General features: G+C 69.4%; 14 protein-coding genes. 5 read left to right on the top strand and 9 right to left on the bottom strand.

The window, feature by feature from the left end:
* Nucleotides 1–13: 13 nt before the first annotated feature.
* A complete protein-coding gene (locus VFR64_04575; protein HET9489015.1) occupies nucleotides 14–835 on the top strand; it encodes an RNA pseudouridine synthase in 822 nt (273 codons plus the stop codon).
* A 31-nt stretch (nucleotides 836–866) separates the two neighbouring features.
* Here the strand turns inward: VFR64_04575 and VFR64_04570 are convergent, their stop codons facing one another.
* From VFR64_04570 to VFR64_04560, 3 genes are all read right to left on the bottom strand, one after another.
* Nucleotides 867–1,727 carry a DUF1932 domain-containing protein gene (locus VFR64_04570; protein ID HET9489014.1) on the bottom strand — a complete coding sequence of 287 codons (861 nt, stop codon included), beginning with the start codon at nucleotides 1,725–1,727 and terminating at the stop codon, nucleotides 867–869.
* A 63-nt stretch (nucleotides 1,728–1,790) separates the two neighbouring features.
* Nucleotides 1,791–2,546 (bottom strand): N-acyl homoserine lactonase family protein, encoded by a 756-nt coding sequence (locus VFR64_04565; protein ID HET9489013.1) that lies wholly within the window; start codon nucleotides 2,544–2,546, stop codon nucleotides 1,791–1,793.
* A 13-nt stretch (nucleotides 2,547–2,559) separates the two neighbouring features.
* A complete protein-coding gene (locus tag VFR64_04560; protein HET9489012.1) occupies nucleotides 2,560–3,411 on the bottom strand; it encodes a dienelactone hydrolase family protein in 852 nt (283 codons plus the stop codon).
* A 192-nt stretch (nucleotides 3,412–3,603) separates the two neighbouring features.
* On the opposite strand from VFR64_04560, the gene VFR64_04555 reads away from it, so the two are divergent.
* Complete coding sequence (locus VFR64_04555; GenBank protein HET9489011.1) at nucleotides 3,604–3,948, top strand: hypothetical protein; 345 nt, start codon at nucleotides 3,604–3,606, stop codon at nucleotides 3,946–3,948.
* A gap of 9 nt (nucleotides 3,949–3,957) precedes the next feature.
* On the opposite strand, the gene VFR64_04550 is transcribed toward VFR64_04555, so the two are convergent.
* Nucleotides 3,958–5,643 (bottom strand): tetratricopeptide repeat protein, encoded by a 1,686-nt coding sequence (locus VFR64_04550; GenBank protein ID HET9489010.1) that lies wholly within the window; start codon nucleotides 5,641–5,643, stop codon nucleotides 3,958–3,960.
* A 118-nt stretch (nucleotides 5,644–5,761) separates the two neighbouring features.
* On the opposite strand from VFR64_04550, the gene VFR64_04545 reads away from it, so the two are divergent.
* Nucleotides 5,762–6,403, top strand: a complete 642-nt coding sequence (locus VFR64_04545; GenBank protein HET9489009.1) for a hypothetical protein — start codon at nucleotides 5,762–5,764, stop codon at nucleotides 6,401–6,403.
* Between the two features lie 50 nt (nucleotides 6,404–6,453).
* Here VFR64_04545 and VFR64_04540 read toward each other — a convergent pair whose 3' ends face one another.
* Together VFR64_04540 and VFR64_04535 are read right to left on the bottom strand one after the other, a co-directional pair.
* The gene (locus VFR64_04540) at nucleotides 6,454–7,698 is read right to left on the bottom strand and encodes a hypothetical protein (GenBank protein ID HET9489008.1); all 1,245 of its coding nucleotides are present in this window, start codon (nucleotides 7,696–7,698) and stop codon (nucleotides 6,454–6,456) included.
* A 103-nt stretch (nucleotides 7,699–7,801) separates the two neighbouring features.
* Entirely contained in the window at nucleotides 7,802–8,776 is a 975-nt protein-coding gene (locus VFR64_04535; protein HET9489007.1) for a hypothetical protein, read from the bottom strand.
* 450 nt (nucleotides 8,777–9,226) lie between these two features.
* On the opposite strand from VFR64_04535, the gene VFR64_04530 reads away from it, so the two are divergent.
* Nucleotides 9,227–10,696: a YncE family protein gene (locus VFR64_04530; GenBank protein HET9489006.1), complete on the top strand. Its 1,470-nt coding sequence runs from the start codon at nucleotides 9,227–9,229 to the stop codon at nucleotides 10,694–10,696.
* 19 nt (nucleotides 10,697–10,715) lie between these two features.
* Here VFR64_04530 and VFR64_04525 read toward each other — a convergent pair whose 3' ends face one another.
* The 3 genes from VFR64_04525 to VFR64_04515 form a co-directional block, all read right to left on the bottom strand.
* Complete coding sequence (locus VFR64_04525) at nucleotides 10,716–11,873, bottom strand: FAD-binding oxidoreductase (GenBank protein HET9489005.1); 1,158 nt, start codon at nucleotides 11,871–11,873, stop codon at nucleotides 10,716–10,718.
* Nucleotides 11,870–12,340: a GatB/YqeY domain-containing protein gene (locus VFR64_04520; protein ID HET9489004.1), complete on the bottom strand. Its 471-nt coding sequence runs from the start codon at nucleotides 12,338–12,340 to the stop codon at nucleotides 11,870–11,872. The genes VFR64_04525 and VFR64_04520 overlap by 4 nt, the downstream gene beginning before the upstream one ends.
* A 128-nt stretch (nucleotides 12,341–12,468) precedes the next feature.
* The gene (locus VFR64_04515; protein ID HET9489003.1) at nucleotides 12,469–12,909 is read right to left on the bottom strand and encodes a DUF2214 family protein; all 441 of its coding nucleotides are present in this window, start codon (nucleotides 12,907–12,909) and stop codon (nucleotides 12,469–12,471) included.
* 199 nt (nucleotides 12,910–13,108) lie between these two features.
* Here VFR64_04515 and VFR64_04510 point away from each other — a divergent pair, with 199 nt between their 5' ends.
* Nucleotides 13,109–14,143, top strand: coding sequence for a rod shape-determining protein (locus VFR64_04510; protein ID HET9489002.1), 1,035 nt, complete (start codon nucleotides 13,109–13,111; stop codon nucleotides 14,141–14,143).
* Nucleotides 14,144–14,255: the final 112 nt, after the last annotated feature.

Below are 14,255 nucleotides of genomic sequence, written 5' to 3'. Positions count from 1 at the left end.
CCGAGGGCCACCGGTGCCGGCCGCGCTGCGGGACCGGCTTCGCGCGCTGTACCCGGAGGTCTCCGGGCGCCGACTCAAGCAGTGGCTCCTCGGCGGCCGGGTCCGTGTCAACGGCGTCGTGGTCCGTCGCGGTGATGTCGGCGTCGCGCCCGGCGATCGCGTCGAGCTGGCCCGGCCGGTCGCGGCCTTTCCGCCACCGCTGCGGCTGGTCCACGACGACGCGGATCTGATCGTCGTCGACAAGCCGGCCGGGCTGCTGACGATCGCCACCGACACCGAGCGGGAGCGCACCGCCTACCGTCTGCTCCGCGATTGGGTCCAGGCGCAGGGGCAGGGGCGCATCTTCGTCGTCCACCGGCTCGACCGGGAGACGTCCGGCCTGCTGGTCTTCGCCCGCATTCCGGCGGCCAAGCGGGCGCTTCAGGCCCAGTTCCAGGCGCGGACGGCGGAGCGGATCTACGTGGCGCGGGTGGAGGGCGTCGTGCGGGAGGGCGCGGGCGAGCTGCGATCGCGCCTCCGCGAGAACCGGAGCCTGCGTGTGCGCTCGGTCCGCGGGAGCTCCGGGGGCACCGAGGCGATCAGCCGCTTTCGTGTCCTGGCCCGCTACCGCGACGCGACCCTGCTCGAGCTCACGCTGGTGACCGGGCGGCGAGGTCAGATCCGCGTTCAGCTGGCCGAGCGCGGGCACCCCATCGTCGGCGACCGTGCGTACGGAAGCGGGCGCGACCCGCTCGGGCGGCTGTGCCTGCACGCCTCACGTTTGGGCTTCGTGCACCCGCGCGGACGGCGGGTCGTCTACGAGAGCCCGCCGCCAATGGCGTTCCGGCGGGCGTGACAGACGCGCGATCAGCGCTGGCTGGCCGCGCTCAGGAGGCCGGGCGTGACTGCAAGAGACGGGCGGCGGCCTCCTCGGCCGGGGGCGGGCTCTGCGTATCCTTATATATGGCCAGCCGCTGGTAGATCTCGTGCGCCGCCTGATGGAAGCCGGCCGGCAGACCGACGCGGGCCAACGCTGCCGCGATCTCGTCCATCTCCCCGACGAAGCGCCAGGCCTTGCGGGCGTTGTCGCTGAAGGCCCGCTCGGAGAGCCCCGGGACCTCGGGCTTGGAAATCTTCCACTCGGCCAGCACCGCCGCGTCGACGCCTTCGGCGACGGCGAACGCGCGAATGGCGGCCAGCAGCGCCTGGCTGCCCTTGTTCCACCCCGCGTATGCTACCTTCACCGCCGAGGCCGCGCCGGCCGGTGCGTCCAGGGCGATGGCGTCCAGCGGGCCGGCGGCGAACAGCCCGGCGATCTCCGGGGCGGCCGGTCCGGACAGGTAGATCCGCGTCGTGCCGCGCCGGCGTGCGGCGGGGCCGATGATCCCGCCGTCCACGAAGCGGGCGCCGGCGGCCTCGACGACACGGCCGATCTGGCGCGTCGTCTCGGGGGCAACGGCGTTGGCGTCCACGTAGCGGCCACGGAACCCCAGGGCCGCGACGGCGTTAGCGAGGTCGAGCGCGCCGTGCGGGGGCACGACCGAGAGGATGACCTGGCTGGCTTGCACGAGGGCCGACAGTGTGCGCACGTCCTCGAGCCCCGTCTCCCGGGCGCGGGCCTGCGTGGCCAGGCTGCGGCCCTCGGACGCCCACACGACGCGCGCGCCTGACGCCACGACCGTGGCGCCCACCGTCGAGCCCATCTCCCCCGGATGCAGCAGCCCCACCGTCACCCTGGAATCCGTCATCGGCGCACCTCCCGCCTCACTGTACACCACGGCCGCTGCCGCGGTGTCGGCCGACGTCCAGGGTCACGCGATCTTGATGATCCCCGGCTCCACGGCTTTGAAACGGTCGGCGACCTCGGGGTCGTGACCGGCGACGATCAGCCGCTGGGGACCGGCCAGCGTGTGGATCGTCTCGAAGGCAGTCAGCATCTCGGGCAGGCTCGTGATGATCTGGACGGGCTGGCGCGTCTCGACATTGCGGTAGAAGTGCGAGGCGTCGGAGGTGAGGACGACCGGGCCGCGCGCCGTTTCGACCGAGACGATCTGCAGCCCGGCCGTGTGCCCGCCGACGCGGTGCAGGGTGATGCCGGGGGCCACGGTGCGGTCGCCGTCGATGATGCGGACGCGGTTGGCGTAGTTGAGGGTCACCAGGCGGCTCAGGGCATCGACGTTGGCGGACGAGCGAAAGGCCGCCTCACGGCCGAACGGCCCCGTCCAGAACGCCACCTCCTCCCGCTGGATCCAGAACTCCGCGTTGGGGAACAGGCTGTGGCCGGCCCAGTGGTCGTAGTGCAGGTGAGTGATGAGGGCGATGGGCACGTCGGCCGCCTTGAGCCCGGCCCGCTCCACCACCGCGGCCGGGCTCACGTAGTTCCGGATGCCCCGCGCCCGCGCGTCGTCCTCCAGGAACCCGGTGTCGACGAGGACTGGCTGGGGGCCGCCCAGGATCAGCCAGACGAAGTAGTGCAGCGTGATGGGCGCGTGCGAGGCCTCCCGGTAGAAGAACTGGCAGGCGGTGGTGTCCCGCTCGGCGTATTTCAGCGCGTAGACCTCGTACATGCTTTACCTCGGCTCAGGCCTTCAGGTGCTTCTTGAAGAACGCCACGCAGCGCTTCCAGCCGTCGGCGGCTGCCGCCGCATTGTACGACGGCCGATAGTCGGCGTGGAAGGCGTGGCCGGCGCCCGGGTAGACGACGATCTCGACATCGCGGTTGTGGCCCCTGAGAAGCTCGCCGAACTTCCTGGCATCCTCGGGTGTCGGGTTCTTGTCGTTTTCCCCGTAGAGCCCGAGAAAGGGCACCTTGATGTCCTTGACGAGATCGAAGCCGCTCACTGGCTTCGGCGTGTCTACATACGGTCGGGCCGGCGGGCCGTACCAGGCCACCGCCGCTTTGATGTCGGGATTCGTGGCGGCCACCTGGTAGACGGTGGAGCCGCCCCAGCACCAGCCCGTGACGCCCACTGCTTTGGCCACGTTCGGTCGCGTCTTCGCCCAGTTCACGGCCGCTGCGCAGTCCTCGAGGAGCTGCTTGCGCGGCACGGCCAGCACGATCTTGATGATCTCCTGGGTATTCGTCAGGTGGCTGACGCCGCCCTCCCGCTTGAAGAGCTCCGGCGCCACCGCGCAGAAGCCCTCCTTGGCGAAGCGCCTGCTAGTGTCCTTGATGTACTCGTGGACCCCCCAGATCTCGGAGAGCACGAGGACGATCGGAGCCGCCGGCCCGGCTGCCGGCTGCGCGTAGTACACGGGCATCTCGTAGGTCCCGATCTTGACCGTGGTATCGCCGGCCTGCAGCCCCGCCGTGTCGGTCTTGATGGCCTGGGCGAGCACCGGGTCGGCGGCAAGGCAATAGCCGGCGGCGGCCACACCGCCGGCGCGCAGCACCTCACGGCGACTCAGCACATCGGGGATGGTATCTGCCATGGAGCTCCTCCATTGCCGGCCCGTGAGGCCCGGCGGGATCAGGGTTCGGGTGCCGGACTGTCCAGCAGCCCCCCTGTAAATCGTCGGGGCATCTTACACGTTCCCGGTGAGATTCCGCTCAGGGGCTGTGTCGAACGTACATATCTCGCTGCACATTGACTTCGACGGGGGGCGGACATACGTTGACCGCGCATGAAGCTCCGCCAGCTCGTCGGGGTTGGAGTCGCTTCGCTGGGGCTCGTGGTTTGCCTTGTTGCGATCCCTTCTATCGCCTCTGCGCAGGACGGGGAGATCGCCGAGGCCAGCCGCAAGCCGGGCGGCATCAACCCGGCCGACATCGACTGGCGCTGCAGCATCATGGCGGGGCGAACCGACCGAGCCTACATTCCCTGCTTCCTCTTCGCCGAGCAACCGCCCTTCCGGACCCCGGCGGTCCAGTTCCTCATCGACAACAACCTGATCGACCGGCTGCCCGCACGCGGCACCCTCCGCCTCTATACGGAAGAGGAGGCGCGGGCGCTGGGACTGATTCCCTAGCCCCCGCCTTCAGCGGGTGAGGCGCTCCAGCTCGACCCTCGCGCTCGCGTAGTCCCCGGTGGTCGGCGAGCACGTCGCCGCCGCGCTCTTGAACAGCCGCAGGGCCCCCTGCCAGTCTTCCCGGACCACCGCGTACTGACCGAGATAGAAGTACGCCTGGCAGAGCTGTTCCCGGTGCCGCTTCGGGTCACCATCTGCCGCCGAGGCCAGGACCGCGGCGGGGGTGGCGTTGCCGAGGTACACCGCGTAGAGAGGCGCGGGCCAGCGGGGGAGGTTGAGCCGCTTGGCGTGGGCCGCCAGCTCGTTCCGGGCCGGCTCGGGGTCTTGACCGCTGCGCACCCGCGCCAGATAGAGCCAGAGGGGGTTGAAGGGGTTGTTGCGGGACAGCTCCACCGCCTTGGCCAGGTCGGGCTGGGCCGCGGTGAAGTGGCCGAGATAGAAGCGGACGCGGCCACGGGAGAAGACCTTGGCGCCGTCCTTGGCGTCCAGGCCCACCGCGGCATCGAAGTCGCCGATGGCCTGGTCGTACTGGCCCTGCATCATGTAGGCGAAACCGCGCTCGAGGAAGGCATCGGCCTGGTGCGGGTTCAGGCCGAGGGCGGCATCGTAGTCCGGGATCGCGCGGTCCCAGTCGCCCTTGCCGCTATGGGCCAGTCCCCGGTTGATCAGGTAGACGGCGTTGGTCGGATCGAGGCCGATGGCGAGGTCGTAGTCGGCGATCGCCCGGTCCAGGTCGCCGCGGTTGCCATGAGCGACGCCCCGGTTGTTGTAAGCCGAGGCGTAATTCCGGTCGAGCCGGATGGCGGCGTCGTAGTCCTGGATCGCCCGGTCGCTGTCACCCTTCTTGCGGTAGGCGTTGCCACGATAGTAGAACGCCACGGCGTTACCGGGGTCGAGGCGGATGGCGGCGTCATAGTCCTGGATTGCCCGATCGTGCTGGCCTTTGAGGCCGTAGGCGAAGCCCCGGTTGGTGAGGGCCATGGCGTCGTTGGGGTCGATCCGGAGCGCGGCGTCGAAGTCCTGGATAGCCTTGTCGGCCTGGCCCTTCCGGCGAAAGGCTACGCCCCGGTTGTAGTAGGCGTCGGCGAAAGTCGGCTTCAGCTTGAGCGCGGCGGTGTAGTCCTTGATCGCCGGATCCCACTGCTTCCGGGCGCTGTAGGCGTTGCCACGATTGCTCAGCGCGCTGGCGTCGTCGGGGTTGAGCCGGAGCACCACGTCGTAGTCCTGGATCGCCCGATCGTGGTCGTCCAGGCGCCGGTAGGCCAGGGCCCGATTGTAGTACGCCTCGGCGAAGCTCGGGTCGAGACGGATGGCCTCCGTGTAGTTCTCGATGGCGCGATCGTATTCGCCGCGGAGGCTGTAGGCGCGCCCCCGATTGTTGAAGGCGCCGGGGTCGCCGGGGTTCAGGCGGATCGCGGCGTCGAGGTCGCGGATGGCCAGGTCGTGCTGCCCGTTGCGGAGGTAGACCCCGGCGCGATTGCGGAAGGCCGCGCTCAGCTCGTCGGCCGACAGGTCCCGGTCCTCGATGGCCCGCGTGTAGCGCTCGATCGCCGCGACGATGTCTTCGCGGCCGGCCGCCTCGTTCGAGGGCCTGAGGGACTCGGCCTCCCCGGATTTGAGGGACTCCACGTCGCGCGCCGCCGCGCTCGCGGAAACGATCAAGAGGAGTAGCAGGCCCAGAACGCTCCGAATCATAGTTCGTGACCTCAAATACGCGCTCGAAAGTGTACCTCTACGCGCTCGAAAGTTTACCTCGCTCGCAGCGCTGGTGCATAGTGGTGGCGTGGCGCTCGGAATCTGGTGGAAACGCACTATGAAGCCGGCCGGCCTCTCCGCGGTGCTCACCGTCTGGCTGCTCGCCGGCCTGGCGTGGGCTCAAGCCGGCAAGGTTCCGACTCAGACGCTGAAGGCGATCACTCAGGACGGGCGAATGGTGGTCCTGCAAGCCAACGGCACCTGGAAGTACGCGGACGCCGCCGGATCGACCACGATCGGCTCGTCCCGGCCGCCCGGCGCCACGATGCTGCTCGCCGGCCGGCAGGTTCCCTACGGCATCTGGATCGACCAGGCCCGCTGGCGATTCACCGATCCCAAGCAGAACATGGCGGCCGAGCTCGAGCTCACGCACGTGAGCAATCAGGCCGGGGCCCTCGTCGTGGCCGAGCCCAGGCAGATTCCTCCCGACAGCTGGAAGCAGATCGTGATCAACAACGCCCGCCGCGAAGCCTCGGACGCCCGGATCACCAGAGAGGAGCGGAAGGTGGTGAACGGGGTCCCCGTCCTGCTGCTGCAATCCGAGGGTACGGGACCGCTGGGCCCGTTCGTCTACTACGGGTACTACTATGCGGGACCGCGCGGGGCCGTTCAGGTCGTCACCTATACGTTCGCGGGGACCTTCGAGCAGTACCGGGCCGATTTCACCGCGTTTCTCGACGGGTTCGTGGTTCTCGAATAGCCCGAGATCAGAGGGGCAGCGACCGCCCTGGCAACGCCTCGCCGCCGCGATCAGCGGGTGTACGCCCCGCCGAACCAGGCCTTGTCAGCCGGGGTCCGCGTGCGGGCGGCCTCGACCTGGGCGCCTTCGGCCACCTGCTGCACGGAGCCACTCGCCGCCGGCGCCGAATCTTCCGAGGTGGCGCCGCTCACCGGCGCCAGCCGAGGCTGCGTCGTCCGAGCCTGTGCCTGCTCGGAGGCGGGCGCACCGAACCACGCCCGCTCGGTGGCGCGCGCGCGCTCGGCATCGTCCCGTGGCTTGTCGGCGACCTGGGGGGCCGGAGCACTGGCCGTCGGGACAACCCGGGCCTTCGGCGATCCGGTATTCAGCTCGCGAAGGGACACGATGTGCATCATCAGCTCGCCCTCGGCGTAGGCCCGCGCCCAGCCCGTGCCGAACCCCAGGGACCCGGCGAGCGCGTAGGGATGCGTGTTGGTGACGCCCGAGGGGATCCACGAGCCGCCGCCCGTGGTGCCGAAGCCGATGCCGGCCGACCGGTTCCGCGGCCGGATCACGAAGGTGACGATGCCCTTGGTGGCGCCCCGCTTCATCGCCTCGTAGGCCCCCTGGCAGATCGTCGCCATGAACGAGTACTTCTCGGTGGACGACACCTTGCTGGTTCCCAGGTACGCCGCCGGGCTGCTCATGGTCGGGAACTTCTGGCCCAGCGAGGGCCAGATCAGCTCGATCGAGTCCACGGACGCCCGCTCGCCCCCGTCCCAATCGACATCGACGCCGGAGGCCCGGCACTCGTCCGCCTGAGCCAGGGTCAGCGTCGAGGGCACGATGGGCCCCGGCCCGTTCACCCAGAGATCCGGCTTGTACGGCTGCGAGAAGTTCGAAGGCACCCCGAGGAATCCCGGTACCTGCAGCAGGTTCACGCTGTAGTTGGTCGAGCTGCCGAAACCGATGTACTGGGACGGGGAGGCGAAGGTTGACGACATCTCCCCGCCCGTGCCCTCTTCGCCCTCGCCGTTGCCCCCGGTGTAGTTGATGCCTCCGATGTTGACCCCCGTCGTGTTCTGGTTCGTGTTGAGGTTGGCGTTGACGTTCTGTCCGGACAGCCCGTTCGCCGCGGTGTTGGCCGCGTTGCCGAGCGACGAGGTGGACCCCTGCATCGTGGAGCCCTGGACCGTGTTGGCGCCGGAGATGCCCATCACGCCGGTCGACCCGCTGATCCCCTGCTGAGCGCCAGCGAGGGCGGGCGTAAACAGCACGACCGCCAGTATCACCGCGAGTGCCTTCGTCACCATCATCACGAGCGCCTCTTCGCTCTGCGCCTCTCGCGGCCGGCCGGCGAGAGGAAAGACCCTGGCGGCAGCGCCCAGCGCGCTGCCGCCAGAGCCGGGTGGACAGCGGTTAGAAGCTGATAATGTTCGTGTTCTGGTTCGTGTTCGGGTTCACGTTGATGTTGAAGGTTGGCGTCTGGCCGGGGCCGTTCAGATCCGGCACATAGGGGCCCTCGCCCCAAGCCGGGAACACCACGCGATCCTGCTGCGGCATCAGCTCGCCCAGGTTGACGCTCGTGTTGGCAGCGTTGCCCAGGTTGGCGTTCACGTTCTGCATCACGTTGCCCTTGAAGTAGTTCGCGCCGTTGATGGCCATGACGCCGACGGAGTCCTTGATGATCTGCTTGCACGGATCGCCGCTGACCCCGCCGGCATCGACGTCGACGTCCCCGGCGCTCGCGCTGTTGCCCTTGTTCCCGGCGTAGGCATCCGCATTCTGCGACCCGGTGGCCCTGACATAATGGCCTGCCGTGCCGCCGTCAGCGCTCGACTTGGTGGCGTTGATAATCGTGGTGTCATCCACACTGTTCTTCGCGTACCCGTCCGCATCGCCACCATAGCCATTACCACCGTCACCGCCGTAACCTCCCCCAGCGGCGGCGGCCGCGGCGGCCGCACCGCCGTCGCCATCGCCGCCAGCAGCTGCGGCGGCTGCGGCGGCATCGCCAGCGGCCGCGGCCGCGGCGGCGGCGTCGCCGGCCGCGGCGGCGGCAGCAGCGGAGCCATCACCACCACCATCGCCGCCACCACCGTAACCGCCTTGTGCGTTACCGGAGTCGTACTGCACAGCGACTGGAACGGCGACGTTCAGGGTCTCCGCCTCCGAGGAGCCACCGTTGGCATAGTTGCTGCCCTCGGCTTTCGCCTTAACTTCCTGGTCCTGGACCTGCACGGCGGCGGCGATGGGGATGTTGGTCGCCGAGCTGCTCGCGTAAACCTTCCCGCCATTGTTGCTGCAAGGGCTCCCGGCACTGGTCGTCTGCGGCAGCAGGAGCGGCCACGCGGCGACCAGCACCGAGACGAGTACCGCAAGTACTCTCCTCATGATGCTGTCCTCCAAATGAGTGACGTCCAGCGGATATTGGCCACTCCCGCGTCGTCGTCGGCCCGCTGCGCTACCGACGCCGTGGGGTGGGCGAGCCTTTCTCGCCCGGTGCTCCGGACTCCCCGGCGCTGGGCGGGAGAACCCGAAGCTGCCATGCGCGTGATTTCTCGACGCCCATAGCTTGGTCGCCGCCCCAGTCGCTGCCTCTCGACAGCAGTCTGTTGACGGCGACGAGCGGGCAGCGGTCCAGCACGCGCCGTGCCACGCTGAAAAACAACGCGGTGACCGCTACTTGTGTGGAGTCCGCGTCGATCGGGCGGCGGGATTGTAAGGATCACTGACGAGATTTAGCGCGTTCAGCTCAGACGAGAGTCGGAGTTCCTGACACCGCTCCTCTACGGAGAAGAGGTGTTGACAATCTCACCCCCTCGACAGTTATCTGGTCTGGCCATGACCACTTCCGCTCGTCTCCGCTGGCTCGTCGGTCTGTCGCTGCTGGCCGCGGCCTGCTCCTCGGGGCCGGACCTGACCCCGGTGCAGCAGCCCGGGCAGCGCATGCAGTTCGATGGGTTCTCCGTCCTGCCGCCCCAGGGCGATCGCTGGTACGTCGCGCCGACCCTGCCCAAGGACGAGATGTGGCGAAGTGTGGCGGGTTTTGTGAAGCAGGGGAGCAACGATGCGCCCGGCGCCACGATCTGGGCGACCGCGGCCGTGGCCAACATCGATACGCCCTTTCCCTCCCGCGAGCAGCTGCTGCAGCAGTTGCTGCGCGCCCGCGAAGCCGAGCTGCGGGGCGGGCGCTTCCGGCTCCTGGAGTTCCGGTCAGCGCCCGGCCCGGCCCCCGGCTGCCAGCGCTACGACGCGGTCGCCGAGGACCGTGGAGTGCCGGAGTTCCCCAACGAGGTCTTCGTCCTCTCGCTCCACCACGCGCTCTGTCTGCATCCCAACGCCCCCACGCTCGCCGTCAACGTTGCTTACAGCGAGCGCCGGCGACAGGGGCAACCGGCCACGCCGCTCGAGCGCGAGGGCGAGCCGTTCCTGGCCAGCCTGCAGTTCGCGCCGATGATCCGGCCGGCCGTCGTGGCGACCGTCGACGTGCAAGGGGATCCGCAGGGCATCGCGGCAGCCGGCCGGGGGGTGTGGGTCGCCGAACTCACCAATAACAGCGTGGCCCGGATCGATCCCGAGACGAACCTGGTGGCCAAGCGGTACGCCGTCGGCGTGCGTCCCGTCGGCCTGGCCGTTGGCGAAGGTGCCGTCTGGGTGGCCGCCAACGGCAGCGACGAGGTGTGGACGATCGACCTGCGTACCGACGAGGTCCGCGGGCCGGCGATCAAGGTGGGCAAGGAGCCCCTGGACATCGTCGTCGGTGCGGGCAGCGTCTGGGTCACGAACATGGGCAGCGGGACCGTCTCCCGGATCGACCCGCGCACCCGGCAGGTCGTGGCCACGATTCCCGTCGGCGCCGAGCCCATCGGGCTCGCCCTGGGCAAGACCGGCGTGTGGGTCGCCGGCTTCCGGGACAGCTTGCTCTGGCGGATCGATCCCCGCACGAACCGGATCCTCGGCTCGCCGGTGTCCGTGGGCCAGGGGCCCAGCGCGGTGATCGCCAGTCCCACGGGCATCTGGGTCGCCAGCCAGTCGGCGACGGTGTCGCGGGTCGACGAGGAGCGCAACGCGGTGGTGACCTTCGCCGTCGGCCAGAGCGCCAGCGGCGTCGCCGCCGTCGGGCGTCAGATCTGGGTGTCCGACTATCTGGGGGGGAGCGTCTGGCGCGTGGACGTCACCAACAACAGCGTCGTCGGCCCGGCCATCCCGGTGGGGAAGGGCCCGGTGCGCCTGGCCGTGGGCAATGGTGCCGTGTGGGTCTCGAACGTGGGCAGCGGGACCGTCTCGCGGGTCGGCGGGAGCTCAAACTAGGCGTCAAGCTCCTTGACAGTCAGGCTCTGCCACTTTCAGGTCCTGCCCCTTTCGGAGACCCGAAGCGCGCCGGATCGAACAGGGAGAGATCCAGCGACGGCCTCCCGTCGACGATCCATTCCGCGACGTGAAGGCCCGTTGCGGGGGAGTGCTGAAAGCCGTGACCCCCGAAGCCTACGGCCAGGAAGTAACCTTCCACCCCGGGGGCCCAGCCGATGATGGCGTGCTCGTCTGGGGTGAGCGGACGCAGCCCGGCCCAGCCTCCCGCGATGCGGGCCTTCTCGATGATCGGCAGGCGGTGGACGGCCTTGACGACGGTCTCCTCGACGCGAGCCCAGTCCACTGCCGCGGTCCGATCCTCCCCCACGTCCTCGACGTCCCCCGGGCTGAGCAGGAGCTGCTCGAGCTCCTTGCGGAAGTAGAAGCCGGTCGCGCGATCGGTGGTGAGGGGCACGGGCCCGGGGATCGCGGCGAAGGGCTCGGTGAAGAAGATGTGGCGGCGGCGCGGCCGGACGGGCACGGCAACGCCGGCCAGGCGCGCCACGCGCGCCGCGGCCGGGCCGGCGGCATTGATGACCAGCGGCGTGCTCAGCCGATCCGTGTCGGTGCGAACGGCGGCGACCCGGCCGCGCTCGACCTCGACCGCGGTGACCTCGACCCCCTCGAGGATTCGGGCCCCCAGCTCGCGGGCCCTACGGGCGAACCCCGCCGTCACTTCCGCCGGGCCGGCCATACCGTCTTGAGGACCCCACACGGCCGCGATGAGGTCATCCACGCGAAGGGCGGGGACGAGGGCCTGGGCCTCGGCCGGCGAGATCACGCGAACGTCCACACCCAGTCGGCGCTGCAGGGCGACACGCTCGCGAAAGCCTCCGAGGTCGTTGGCGTCCGAGACGAGAAAGAGATAGCCGATCTTCCGATAGCCGGGATCGATCCCGAACTCCTCGACGAAGCGCTCGAAGACGGCGATGCTTTCCAGCGAGAAGCGGATCTCCGTCTCCGTCGGGAACTGCGCCCGGATCCCGCCGGCGGCCTTGCTCGTCGTGCCGGCGCCGATCGTGTCCCGCTCCAGGACGACCACGTCGCGCACGCCCCGACGGGCCAGGTGATAGGCGATGGAGCAGCCCACCACGCCCCCGCCGATGACGACGGCCGCGGCGGTGCGCGGCCCATTCATGGCTGGGGCGCGCCGCTCAGCAGAGCCTCCGCGATCCGCTTCACGTCCGCGGCGTCGACCTGCCCCTTGTGGGTCTTCATGATGTCGCCGACCAGGCGGCCCGCCTGCTTGGGGTCGTTGATGACGAGCGCGGCCAGGCGCTCCTTGACCAGGGCGCGGAGGTCTGCCTCGTCCAGCCGCCGGGGCAGATACCGGTCCAGGAACCCCATCTCGAAGCGGAGCTGGGCCGCCTGCCCGGCGCCCCGGTCCCCCGCTTTCTCGAACTCGGCGAGCGCCTTCTGGAGCTGCTTGCGGTAGGCGCCGATGACGTCGAGCACGAGGGCGTCATCCACCTCGCCCGTGAAACCCTTGGCCGTCCGCCGCTCGGCCAGCCGGGTCTTGACCATCCGCACGACATCCGCGGTTCTGGCATCGCGGTCTTTGATGGCCCGTTTCAGCGTCTCGTCGAGGGTCTGCTCCAGTCCCATCCACGCTCCTTTGAACAGGGCACGGGCACCCGGGCTTCGCCACGCCCGTGCCCCGCCGGAATCACCCGCCCCGGTCCCTCTCTCACGCGATCAGCGTCCTGGTTCCTGCTTCGTGGTCCCCTCCGACTTTAAAACCCTCGAGCCATGAAGCTCGCCACGAACACGATGATCACGACCAGCACCAGCTCCACGTGGTTCACGACGTAGAGCGCCGCGGCGGCCGATGTGTCGGCAGCCCGACCACGCCGCAGGGCGAGGCGCCAGCGGATGAAGCTCACCATCGGCCAGATTTCGAGAGCCAGGATCGCGCCGAAGAAGCCGAGCTTCGTCCAGAACAGCTCGGAGGCGAGATAGAAACCCGTTCCCTTCTCCAGCCCGGCGAACGCGCGGAGCAGCCCGGTGGTCGTCCAGAGCAGCGCGGCGATGCCCCAGGCGGCGTCGGCGGCAAAGAGCCGGCGCAGGCCGTCGGCATCGAGCCGACCGCGCAGCGACCGGCCCCGCAGGAAGACGGCGGGCAGACCGATGGCCAGCGCGAGCAGATGGAGAGCCGAGACGATGGCGGATGTCACGGGCGCACTGTAGTGTTCTCGGGCGGCGCCGGCAAGGCCTCACTGTCAGCTCCGCACCACGGCAGACAGCAGGCTGACATGTCGGCCGCGAGGGGAACGCGGGGTTCGCTTTAGTGTTGGGTATTTCTGGACTTGAGCGTAGTATTGGCGCAAAACTTGCTGAACCGCGCGCGAACTTCATTCAAAGGGGAGGCGAGTGATGCTGTTTAAGTGGTTGCCCGGCCTGTTCTCGACCGACCTGGCGATCGATCTCGGAACGGCCAACACGCTCGTCTTCGCGCGGGGCGAAGGGATCGTGCTCAACGAGCCGTCCATCGTGGCCATCCGGCAGGCCGACCACTCGGTCGTCGCCGTGGGCCACGAAGCCAAAGCGATGCTCGGTCGCACCCCCGGCACCATCGTCGCCATTCGGCCTCTAAAGGATGGCGTCATCGCCGACTTCGACGTCACCGAGCAGATGCTCGAGTACTTCATCCGCCGGGCCCACCGCCGCCGCCGCGGCCTGAGCCGGCCGCGCGTGGTCATCGGCGTTCCTTCCGGGATCACCCAGGTGGAAAAACGCGCCGTCCGCGACTCCGCGCTGCACGCGGGCGCCCGCGAGGTGTACCTGGTGGAAGAGCCGACCGCGGCCGCCATCGGCGCGGGGCTGCCCATTCACGAGCCGGGGGGGAACCTGATCGTCGACATCGGGGGCGGCACCACGGAGGTCGCGGTGATCTCCATGTCGGGCACGGTCTTCTGCCGATCCGTGCGCATCGCCGGAGACGAGATGGACGAAGCCGTGCTCCAGTACATCAAGAAGCACTACAACCTGCTCGTGGGTGAGCGGCGCGCCGAGGAGATCAAGATCATGCTCGGCTCGGCCGTCCCCCTGGCCGGCGAGCGTCGGACGATGGACGTCAAGGGCCGCGACCTGATCGACGGCGTCCCCAAGACCATCGCCATCGCCGACGAGGAGATCCGCGAGGCGCTGCGGGAATCCGTGATGACCATCGTGGATACCGTGCGCACGTGTCTGGAGCGCACGCCGCCCGAGCTGGCCGCCGACATCGTGGAGAAGGGGATCGTCCTCACCGGCGGCGGCGCCTTGCTCCGCGGCCTCGACGATCTGCTCCGGCGGGAGACGCACCTGCCCGTCACCGTCGCCGACGAGCCGCTGTCCTGCGTGGCGCTGGGCACCGGCAAGATGCTCGAGGCGATGGATCTGCTCAAGAAGATCGCGTTGCCGAACTGACCCGGCGCGGGCCGGCCGCGCCGGGTCAGGGTCGCGCCGGGCTCAGGCCCGGCCCGGCGCGAACGCCAGGTAGAACGCGCTTCGACCGCGCTCCACTCGCAGCGTCAGGCCT

It is taken from the genome of Candidatus Methylomirabilota bacterium (genome assembly GCA_035709005.1).
GTDB lineage: Bacteria > Methylomirabilota > Methylomirabilia > Rokubacteriales > CSP1-6 > 40CM-4-69-5.
The sequence above is the reverse complement of the archived record's forward strand: the minus strand, read 5'-3'. Positions and strand labels throughout refer to the sequence as shown.